At 65.0% G+C, this 9,292-nt stretch carries 12 protein-coding genes; 7 read left to right on the top strand and 5 right to left on the bottom strand.

The genetic code is table 11. The annotated features are described in order from the left end of the window. From I5M_RS14910 to I5M_RS14890, 5 genes are all read right to left on the bottom strand, one after another. The coding region (locus tag I5M_RS14910; protein WP_022722131.1) for a MarR family winged helix-turn-helix transcriptional regulator at positions 1-578 on the bottom strand (578 nt) is incomplete at its 3' end. Positions 579-661: 83 nt separating this feature from the next. Further along, positions 662-985 carry a non-heme iron oxygenase ferredoxin subunit gene (locus tag I5M_RS14905; protein ID WP_022722130.1) on the bottom strand — a complete coding sequence of 108 codons (324 nt, stop codon included), beginning with the start codon at positions 983-985 and terminating at the stop codon, positions 662-664. A gap of 9 nt (positions 986-994) precedes the next feature. Continuing rightward, positions 995-1,501 carry an aromatic-ring-hydroxylating dioxygenase subunit beta gene (locus I5M_RS14900; protein ID WP_031336458.1) on the bottom strand — a complete coding sequence of 169 codons (507 nt, stop codon included), beginning with the start codon at positions 1,499-1,501 and terminating at the stop codon, positions 995-997. Then, on the bottom strand, positions 1,498-2,874 hold the full coding sequence (locus I5M_RS14895) for an SRPBCC family protein (RefSeq protein ID WP_022722128.1): 1,377 nt from the start codon (positions 2,872-2,874) through the stop codon (positions 1,498-1,500). Before I5M_RS14895 ends, I5M_RS14900 begins: the two co-directional genes overlap by 4 nt. Before the next feature lie 281 nt (positions 2,875-3,155). Continuing rightward, entirely contained in the window at positions 3,156-3,779 is a 624-nt protein-coding gene (locus tag I5M_RS14890) for a ParB-like protein (RefSeq protein ID WP_022722127.1), read from the bottom strand. A 100-nt stretch (positions 3,780-3,879) separates the two neighbouring features. Between I5M_RS14890 and I5M_RS14885 the strand changes: the two genes are divergently transcribed. The 7 genes from I5M_RS14885 to I5M_RS14855 form a co-directional block, all read left to right on the top strand. Beyond that, positions 3,880-4,758: an ion channel gene (locus tag I5M_RS14885; protein ID WP_022722126.1), complete on the top strand. Its 879-nt coding sequence runs from the start codon at positions 3,880-3,882 to the stop codon at positions 4,756-4,758. A gap of 99 nt (positions 4,759-4,857) precedes the next feature. Beyond that, positions 4,858-5,205, top strand: a complete 348-nt coding sequence (locus I5M_RS14880; RefSeq protein WP_022722125.1) for a hypothetical protein — start codon at positions 4,858-4,860, stop codon at positions 5,203-5,205. Between the two features lie 167 nt (positions 5,206-5,372). Next, a complete protein-coding gene (locus I5M_RS14875; protein ID WP_011442233.1) occupies positions 5,373-5,654 on the top strand; it encodes an acyl carrier protein in 282 nt (93 codons plus the stop codon). A gap of 9 nt (positions 5,655-5,663) precedes the next feature. Next, positions 5,664-6,134 carry a 3-hydroxyacyl-ACP dehydratase FabZ family protein gene (locus I5M_RS14870; protein WP_022722124.1) on the top strand — a complete coding sequence of 157 codons (471 nt, stop codon included), beginning with the start codon at positions 5,664-5,666 and terminating at the stop codon, positions 6,132-6,134. Continuing rightward, the gene (locus tag I5M_RS14865; protein ID WP_022722123.1) at positions 6,127-7,308 is read left to right on the top strand and encodes a beta-ketoacyl-ACP synthase; all 1,182 of its coding nucleotides are present in this window, start codon (positions 6,127-6,129) and stop codon (positions 7,306-7,308) included. Before I5M_RS14870 ends, I5M_RS14865 begins: the two co-directional genes overlap by 8 nt. Before the next feature lie 18 nt (positions 7,309-7,326). Further along, complete coding sequence (locus tag I5M_RS14860) at positions 7,327-8,607, top strand: beta-ketoacyl-ACP synthase (protein ID WP_022722122.1); 1,281 nt, start codon at positions 7,327-7,329, stop codon at positions 8,605-8,607. Positions 8,608-8,619: 12 nt separating this feature from the next. Further along, positions 8,620-9,292 (top strand): alcohol dehydrogenase catalytic domain-containing protein (locus tag I5M_RS14855; RefSeq protein ID WP_031336457.1); only part of this gene is annotated, 673 nt, incomplete at its 3' end.

Here is a 9,292-nt window from a genome sequence, read left to right as displayed (position 1 = left end):
CTCCGCCGCTTGTCGACGCGCTTGACCGGCGCATGCAACGAGCGGCTGCGATCACCGGTGTCGTCGCCCATATGCGGAATCCGCCGCTCGAGATGCGCGATGACGCCGAAGAACACGCGTAGCGTCTCGGCATCGAGCCCGGCGGTCAGATTGTCGTGGCGGCGAAGGATCTCGTCGATGCTGCGATCGAGCATTTCGATGCCCGCCGCCGTCAAGCTGATCTCGCTGCGCTTGCGTCCGCTGCCGCTGACGGAGGTCAGTTCCACCAGCCCCTTGCCGATCAGCGATGCGGATTCGCGGCTCACCAGCGCCTTGTCGAGATTGGCCCGTGTCCAGACGTCATAGGCACTCGCCGGCCCATGCTCGCGCAGGAACGACAGGATGCGCCATTCGCCCAGCGAGACGCCGTAGGTCTTGAGGAAGAAGCCGTTCGAATTAGCTCGAAACTTCGCCACCAGGCTCGACAGCACGGTCGGAACATAGCGATCGAAATCGATCACCAGTTCGCCGTCCTCGGGCGCAGACTGCGCACCGGACGCCGACACGCGCGCGCGTTTGCCGGCCGGCCGCTCGCTCAACGCATCACCAGTCGTGCGCGAGTCAGCCGGATCAAGAACGCTCGCATTGTTGTCTCCCTGATCGTTTCCAGGCCGTGACCGGCTCACGCCGGCAGACAGACTTCCAACCGGTCGCCGCTGAGGCGGACCGGATAGGTCGCAAGGTCGATCTCGACCGGGCTGGTGAGGGCCTCGCCGTTGCGGATGTCGAAACGCCCCATATGCAGCGGACATTCGATCTCGCAGCCGTCCAGCATGCCGTCGGACAACAAGGCTTCGGCATGGGTACAGAGATTGCTGGTGGCGTAGAACTGGTCGCCGACGCGATACAGCGCGATCTGCCGACCCGCGATCTCGACGCCGAGCACCTCGCCGTCGCGCACGTCGCCGGCTGGCGCGGCGACATGCCAGTTTCCGTTATCCGCCATGAGATCCCCTCAGATGCTGTAGAAATCCAGCACCGTGGCGACATTGTCGTTCGCCAAGGTGATAATCTTGCGTGCGATCTTCCACTCCGCGCCGTGGCGCTTCAGCGTGTGCTGATAGCGGCCATGCCGTGAATGGCCCTTCGCGGTGCGCGGATCGTAGACGTAGACCGAGAAGACGGACTCGCAGCTAATCTCGTCCGGTGCGATGCTGCTCGCCTCGACGTTGGTGACCTGATGCACCGTGCGCGGCAGCGGCAGCGCGGTAATGGATTTGCGCGATTCGATGCGCGAGATGCGTTCTTCGAGGCCGCGCCGCGCGTCGTGATACAGCAGCGAGACCTGCGTGGCCGGATCCTCCGTTACGTCGTATTCGTCGAGCCACGCCGGCACCCAGAACACCGCGTCGTCCTGGTACATCGCGACCCACTGATCCCAGTCGCCGCGATCGAGCAGCCGCGCTTCGCGAAGCAGCGCCTCGGCGGCGACGCGCTGCGCGTCGATCATCTCCCCGCTCATGCCGTGGCCTGCTCGGCGGCGCGCTGCAGCAGGCGGCGCCATTCGCGATAACCGGGATGGAAGTTGGTTTCGCCGCCGAACGTCGTCGGGCCGAACGACCATTCGGTCGGCGACACGCCGAGCTCACGGGTGTGGAAGCTTTCGCCGGTGCCAACATCGCCCGCGCCGCGCAGATAGCCCTGGGTCGGACCAGCCGCGGCGGCGGCGTAGCCGGACTGGCTGAACTCGTACATCACGTTGTCGTCGGAGCTGGCCAGTCCCGAGGCGTTGAAGAAATCCTCGTAGTTGCGGATCCGCATGGTGCGTGCGGCAGCGCTTTCGCCGACCGGGGCCAGACAATGCGACACCATCTCGGTCTTGTCGGGCGCGATCGGCCGCCAGGTGCGAACCTGCGCCGACAGAATGTCGATCACCTGCAAATTCGGGAAGATCGTGAGGTTGCGCTGGCGCAGCATCCATTTGGCGCGCGTCGAGCCGACCCGCTGGCGCACCGTGTCGAGCCGGGCCGGATCCATCCCAAGCGGACGGCCGTAAAGCTGCGCACGCTTTGATCGACAGTTCACGGCGTGTCCGTAGTCGAAGCTGAAGCTGCCCTGGCCCTCCTGCTCGCCTTTCGGCTCGACGGTGGAACCTGCATCGGGGGCCGCCGTCGCATTGCGCTTGCGCAGAATGTCCACATAGGAGCTGTGGGTGGTGGCGAAGTGATAGTAATCGAGGCCGTTCTCGAACTGCAGTTTCCAGTTGCCGTCGAACGTGTAGGTGCTGGCGCCCGGCACGAACTCGACCTCGCCGCTGTCGCTCTGATCGACCACCAGGTCGAGAAACACCCGCACGTCGCCGAGGAATTCCTCGATCGGCGGCACGTCGGGCGACAGGCTGGCGAAGATAAAGCCGCGATACGAGCCGAGCCGAGCCACCGGCACCAGATCGTGGTTGGCGTTGGTGAATGAGGCCGGATACTGACCGCTGCCCTCCTCGGTGATCGAGACGTTGCGGCCGCTCGAGTCGTAGGCCCAGCCGTGATAACGGCAGACGTGAAATTTCTGGCGCCCTTGCTTGAAGGGACACACCACCGTGCCGCGATGCCGGCACGTATTGAGAAATGCCCCGATCTTGCCGTCGGCGCTGCGCATCAGCAGGATCGGCTGCCGTCCGATATGCGTGGTGACGAAATCATTGGGCCGCGCGATCTGCGACTCCAGGCCGATGAAATTCCACGTCGACTCGAAGACGTAGCGCAGCTCGGCTTCGAACACGCTCTGATCGGTGAAGATGCTGCGGTCGACCTGGAAGAACTGCTCGTCCGGCCTGTCGTCGACGAGTTTGGAAATGGCCGACAACCTTTCGGCTCGGCTCAGCGCTGCCGCGTTCACGACGTCCTCCCTGGCAACCACTTAGCGGGTCGAACCTCGACAACGTCGACTGCACGCCGACACGCCGGGTTTTGAGCTGTCCGACGTCGGCCATAGAAGCCGCCATCCGGCAGGTCTTAAGGTACCGCTATAGTTGTTGCGACAACCAAGGTCAAGTCGCGCAGCGAGGCCGGTCCCGGCTGCCGGTCGGCACATCGCAGGCGTGCAATGCGCCACGCGCTTGGTGGAAGGTGGACGATAGAATCGAAGTTGGAGAGTTTGGCTACGACACACGAGCCGGACTAATCATCCACCGCGGGCCCGCACCACCCTGGCAAATAGATCGCGTCCTTGCTCTTGGCCAGCGCCAGCGCCTTCTCGCTCGCCTTCTGGAAATCGGCGGCCACGACCTTGCGCGACAGCCTGCGGCGCAGAAAGTCGGCCCACAGGAATTCGCTGAACGGCGTCGTGTCCTTGGCGTAACCGCCGACACGGCGCAGTTCGCCGGCGAGGCTGCGATACGGATCGTCCTTCAGCTCGGCGATGGTCTTGGGCAGGTCGCGGTAGTGATGACGCTCGCCCCTGGAGTCGTAGGGATAGACCCAGCGGCGGCTGTCGAGCACCACCCAGAACGCCTCGGGGTCGACCATGCTGAGATCGGCGATCACCGTGACCAGCACGTGCTTGACTCCCTCCTCGTGCAGCGCTCGCGCCAGATGGTGGTGATCGACGACGTAGTGCTTGCCGTCAGGCCCGAGCACAACCGGAATCATGTGCTTGCCGAGGAGTTCGGCCCGCTTCTTCGGCTTGTGCTCGCGCCAGCGCAGCCGCTTCTCCTCGACCTCGCGCATACCCACGGTCATCTGAGTCGGCTTGAGCGACAGAATCGGGATCGGGTGCAGCAAAGGTTCGCGGGGATTGGCCATTCGTCGTGCTCCGGGTGCCGGTCATGCCAGCTAACAACAGCGCAGGATTATGGCATTCTGGCTCCCGCAGGCAACGCGCGCGCAGTAGGTACAATTCGCGATGCACAATCAGAGTCGATCGGCCTCGCGCCGCAACGTGCTGCGGTTAGGCAGCCACGAGATCGTCACCGAAGGGCTCGAACTGAGCTTCTGGGCCGATATGAGTCATCGCTGCATGACGGCGTCTTGGCCGGCGTTCGTTGCCGGCGCAGCGACGTTGTTTCTGATCTTCAACGCGCTGTTCGCAACGCTGTACTGGATCGGCGACAACCCGGTCGCCAATGTGCCGGGCGGGGCCTATGTCGATTACTTGTACTTCTCGATCGAGACGCTGTCGACCGCCGGCTACGGCGACATGCATCCGCAGACCCACTACGGGCACTTCATCGCCACCGTCGAGCTGTTTACGGGCATCTTCTCGATGTCGTTGATGACCGGTCTGATCTTCGCGCGCTTTTCGCGGCCGAAGGCGCGGCTGCTGTTCGCCGACCACCCGGTGATCTCGGTCCACGACGGCAAACCGACGCTCACCATTCGTTTCGCCAACGAGCGCAGCGACCTGATCACCGGCGCCACCGCGCGCCTATGGCTCATACGGACGGAATCGCGCTCCGAATCTCCAAATTTCCGCCGGTTCGTCGAGTTGCCGCTGATCAGCAACGAAAGCCCGGTGCTGGCGCTGAGCTGGACGCTGTTTCACAGCATCGACGAGACCAGTCCGCTCCACGGCATGACGCCCGAGGCGGTGCGGGCGCACACCGCCTTCATCGTGCTGATCGGCGGCTATGACGAAAATGCCGCTCAGGCGCTGCACGCCTCGAAATCCTACTCCGGCCGCGACGTCCATTTCGGCCATCGCTACGCCGACATCGTACGGGACGAAGGCCAAGGCCGCATCCGGATCGACTACGGCAAGTTCCATCAGACCGAGCCGGAATAAGCCGATCGTCTTCCGGTGTGTTGCGGAGTTTCCCAAATCGGGAAAGACGATCTAGGATCGATTGAGTAAAGGTTGATCGACGGCTGAAGGCCGGTAGCGATGAAAAACCAGAGAATTATTGTCGAAGACCACGAACACCGCGTTCTGCAGTTTCGGCCGCGCAATGCGCCGGCCGGCGCGGCTGACGCTGCCAGGCCGCAGCCCGGCGCGCCGACGCCGCCGACCCCGATCCGCCGCAAGCCCGTCGAAGACCTGCTGCTGCCTGCCGAATCGCCCGAGGACTTCCGCCACCGCATGCTGGCCAACGGCGCCGCGCTGCTGTTCACCGTGGCGCTGCTCGCGTTCGGATTCTGGCTGGCCACCTCGATCGCCGACATGCGCCGCGCGCAGGACTGCATCCTCAGCGGCCGGCACAATTGCGCGCCGGTCGCCGCATCGCAGGGCTGAATTCCCAGCTTCCGCTGTGTCCCGCGGGCCTCGCCGGCGCACACCCACTTTGGCCCGGCATTGAACTTGAGCGACCGCTCCGATATACGGGCATGCGCTTGTCACAAAGCCATGCGGCCACGCCTCGCGCGGCCGGCCATTTCCGACACAATATCAAAGGTTTGATAATGACTTCCACGTTCGATCGGGTGGCCACCATCATCGCGGAAACCTGCGATATCCCGCGCGACACCATCACCCCGGAAAGCCATGCGATTGACGATCTCGGGATCGACAGCCTGGATTTCCTCGACATCGCCTTCGCCATCGACAAGGCGTTCGGTATCAAACTGCCGCTCGAAAAGTGGACCCAAGAGGTCAACGACGGCAAGGCGACCACCGAGCAGTACTTCGTCCTCAGCAACCTCGCCGCACGTATCGACGAACTGGTTGCCGCCAAGGGCGCGTAGCCCGCAGCGATGAACCTCGAATATTTCCATCTGATCGATCGCATCGTCGAGCTTCGCCGCGACGAACGCGCCATCACCGTCGAAGCGCGCGTGCCGCAGACCAGCACGATCTTCGAGGGTCACTTCCCCGGCTATCCGCTGATGCCGGGCGTGCTGCTGATCGAAACGATGGCGCAGACCTCGGGCTGGCTGCAGATTGCGCTGATGGATTTTCAGCGGATGCCGTTTCTGGCGGCCGTCAAGGAAGCCAAGATGCGCAGCTTCGTCACGCCCGGCGAGACGCTGACTGTGGACGCGGCCGTGATCCATGAAGGGTCCGGCTACACCATGACCGAGGCGAAGATCAAAACCGGCGGCAAGCTCGCATGCAACGCGACGCTGACGTTCCGCCACGTCCCCTTCCCGCAGCCCGAGCTGCGCGCGCATATGCAACGCGTCGCCGCAGAGATCGGATTTCCGGAGCAGATGATCCATGGCTGATACTAACGCCAAGCCGGTGGAAGCCTGGATCACCGGCATCGGGCTCGCGACCTCGCTGGCCGAAGGCCTCGACGAACATTGGGACGCGCTGCAGCAGCGCCGCGTCAACGTCGATACCACGACGTTCGCGCCCTACGTGGTGCACCCGCTGGCGCCGCTGTCGTTCGACAAGCAGATCCCCAAGAAGGGCGATCAGCGTCAGATGGAAGCCTGGCAGCGCATCGGCACCTACGCGGCCGGGCTGGCGCTGGATTCCGCCGGCCTTAAAGGCAACACCGACATCCTCAAGCGGATGGACATGATCGTCGCCGCCGGCGGCGGCGAACGCGACCTCAGCGTCGACGCAGCGGTGCTCAACGCGCCGCCCGAAGCGCTCAATGAGCGGCTGATGAACGATCTGCGCCCGACGCTGTTTCTGGCGCAGCTCTCCAATCTGCTCGCCGGCAACATCGCCATCGTTCACGGCGTCACCGGCTCGTCGCGCACTTTCATGGGCGAAGAGGAAGCCGGCGTCGACGCGCTGCGCATCGCGCTGGCGCGCATCGCCGGCGGCACCAGCGACATCGCACTGGTCGGCGCCGCGCAGAACGGCGAGCGCAAAGACCTGCTGATGCTCTACGAGTTCGGCGACTTCAATCTGAAAGACGACTACGCGCCGGTGTTCGCACGCGGCCCCAAAGGCGGGTTTGCGCTCGGCAGCGGCAGCGCCTTCCTGGTGATCGAATCCAAGGCGCACGCCGAGGCGCGCGGTGCCAAGCCGCTGGCGCGGCTGACCAGCGTGGTCGCCGACATGTCGCGCCGCCGCAGCGCCGGCGACGTCACGGCTTCGCTGGAGAAGCTGTGGACCAAGCTCGGCCCGCTGCACGACGGCAGCGCTATCATCACCGGCGCCACCGGCGCCGAGCCGGTCACGGCGGAGGAAGCCGCTTTCCTGCGTGCCCACGCCGATCATCCGGTGCGCGCCACCGCGACCGCGTTCGGCCATGTGATGGAAGCGCAGTTTCCGCTCGGAGTGGCGCTGGCTGCGCTGTCGCTGTCGCGGCGCGCGCTGTTCGCCGCCAACGATCCGAGCGGGCTCGAGATTGAAACAACCAAAGCCCCCGACCAGATAGTCGTGATCGGCGCCGGCCACTGGCGCGGCGAAGGCATGGCGCTGGTCGAAGCCGTGGCCTAAGGAATCGAGGGGGACGCGATGAGTGTCACGCGCGACAAAATGGGCCGGCCGATCGTCGTGGTCACCGGCATGGGCGTCGTTACTTCGCTCGGCGCCGGCAAGACCGACAATTGGACCAAGCTGACGGCAGGCGAATCCGGCATTCGCACCATCACCCGGTTTCCGATCGACGGGCTGAAGACGACGATGGCCGGCACCGTGGACTTCGTCCCGGTCGAGCCGTTCTCCTCCACCGTGCTCGGCGAAAAGCTCGCCGATCTCGCCACCGAAGAAGCCATCGCGCAGGCCGGCATCGGCGCCAAGGGTGACTTCCCCGGCCCGCTGTTCCTCGCCGTCGCGCCGGTCGAGCTCGAATGGCTGCCGCGCCAGGAGCTGGCGCGCGCCACCGGAGCCAACACCGCGATCGATTACGACGCGCTACTGCGCGTCTCTGGCGGCGGGCAATTCACCCAATATCATCGCCGCTTCCTGTTCGGCTCGGTCGCCGATCACCTCGCCGAAACCTTCGGCACCAAGGGCTCCCCGATCTCGCTGTCGACCGCCTGCGCCTCGGGCGCCAGTGCCATCCAGCTCGGCGTCGAGGCGATCCGACGCGGCGAGTCCGATGCGGCGCTGTGCGTCGCGACCGACGGCTCGGTCAATGCCGAAGCGCTGATCCGCTTCTCGCTGCTTTCGGCGCTGTCGACGCAGAACGATGCGCCGCAGACCGCGTCCAAGCCGTTCGCCAAGAACCGCGACGGTTTCGTCATGGCCGAAGGCGCTGGCGCGCTGGTGCTGGAGAGCTTTGAGGCAGCCACGGCGCGCGGCGCCAAGATCCTCGGCGTCATCGCCGGCTGCGGCGAACTCGCCGACAACTTTCATCGCACCCGCTCGAGCCCGGATGGCAAGCCGATCATCGGCTGCATCAACAAGACGCTCGACGACGCCGGCATCAGCGTCGAGCAGATCGACTACATCAACGCCCACGGCACCGGCACGCCCGAGAACGACAAGATGGAGTATCTCGGCATCTCAAGCGTGTTCGGCGAACGCGCCGCCAAGGTCCCGGTGTCGTCAAACAAGTCGATGGTCGGCCACACGCTGTCGGCCGCCGGCGCCGTCGAGGCGATCTTCTCGCTGCTGACGCTCGAACACCAGCGCATCCCGCCGACCATCAACTACGAGATAGCGGACCCATCGATTCCGCTCGACGTCGTGCCCAACACCGCGCGCGATGCGAAAGTCACCACGGTGATGTCGAACTCGTTCGGCTTCGGCGGCCAGAACGCTTCGCTGATCCTGACCCGCGAACCGGTGTAGGCACAGGTTTTCATGCGCGCCCTAACCCTCGTTTCCGATCGCGATCTGCAGGTCGCCGATCTGCCGCCGCCGCCGCCTCCCGCGGCCGGCGAAGTGCAGATCCGCGTCGCGGCGGTGGCGCTGAACCACATCGACGTCTGGGGCTATCGCGGTATGGCGTTCGTCAAGCGCAAGCTGCCGATCGTCGTCGGCGCCGAAGCGTCGGGCGAGATCGCGGCGGTCGGTGACGGCGTCACGCGCTTCAAGCCGGGCCAGAAGGTCGTGATGTACGGCGCGCTCACCTGCGGCCACTGCAAGGCCTGTCAGGAGGGCCGCGATAACCTCTGCGAGAACGTCGGCGGCCTGCTCGGCTTCCATGTCGACGGCTTCGCGCGCGAACTGCTCAACATGCCGGAGCGGCTGGTGATCCCGGTGCCGGACGCGGTGAGTCTGCGCGACGCCGCCTGCGCGCCGATCGCGTTCTCGACCGTCCAGCACATGCTGTTCGACAATGCCAAGCTGCAGCCCGGCGAAACCGTGCTGGTGCACGCCGGCGGCTCGGGCATCGGTTCGGTGGCGATCCTGATGGCGAAGGCGATCGGCTGCACGGTGATCACCACCGTCGGCGACGATTCCAAGATCGAGGGCGTCAAGAAGCTCGGCGCCGATCACGTGATCAACTATCGCAAGGATCGTTTCGAGCACG

The sequence above is a fragment of the Rhodopseudomonas sp. B29 genome (genome assembly GCF_000333455.1).
Classification (GTDB): Bacteria; Pseudomonadota; Alphaproteobacteria; order Rhizobiales; family Xanthobacteraceae; genus Rhodopseudomonas.
This window is presented reverse-complemented; position numbering and strand designations above follow the sequence as displayed.

Bases quoted from the DNA above. Each gene is read 5' to 3' on its own strand.
- I5M_RS14885 (WP_022722126.1), top strand. From the start codon at position 3,880: ATGCACAATCAGAGTCGATCGGCCTCGCGCCGCAACGTGCTGCGGTTA.
- I5M_RS14860 (WP_022722122.1), top strand. From the start codon at position 7,327: ATGAGTGTCACGCGCGACAAAATGGGCCGGCCGATCGTCGTGGTCACC.
- I5M_RS14900 (WP_031336458.1), bottom strand. From the start codon at position 1,501: ATGAGCGGGGAGATGATCGACGCGCAGCGCGTCGCCGCCGAGGCGCTG.
- I5M_RS14875 (WP_011442233.1), top strand. From the start codon at position 5,373: ATGACTTCCACGTTCGATCGGGTGGCCACCATCATCGCGGAAACCTGC.
- I5M_RS14890 (WP_022722127.1), bottom strand. From the start codon at position 3,779: ATGGCCAATCCCCGCGAACCTTTGCTGCACCCGATCCCGATTCTGTCG.
- I5M_RS14865 (WP_022722123.1), top strand. From the start codon at position 6,127: ATGGCTGATACTAACGCCAAGCCGGTGGAAGCCTGGATCACCGGCATC.
- I5M_RS14870 (WP_022722124.1), top strand. From the start codon at position 5,664: ATGAACCTCGAATATTTCCATCTGATCGATCGCATCGTCGAGCTTCGC.
- I5M_RS14905 (WP_022722130.1), bottom strand. From the start codon at position 985: ATGGCGGATAACGGAAACTGGCATGTCGCCGCGCCAGCCGGCGACGTG.
- I5M_RS14880 (WP_022722125.1), top strand. From the start codon at position 4,858: ATGAAAAACCAGAGAATTATTGTCGAAGACCACGAACACCGCGTTCTG.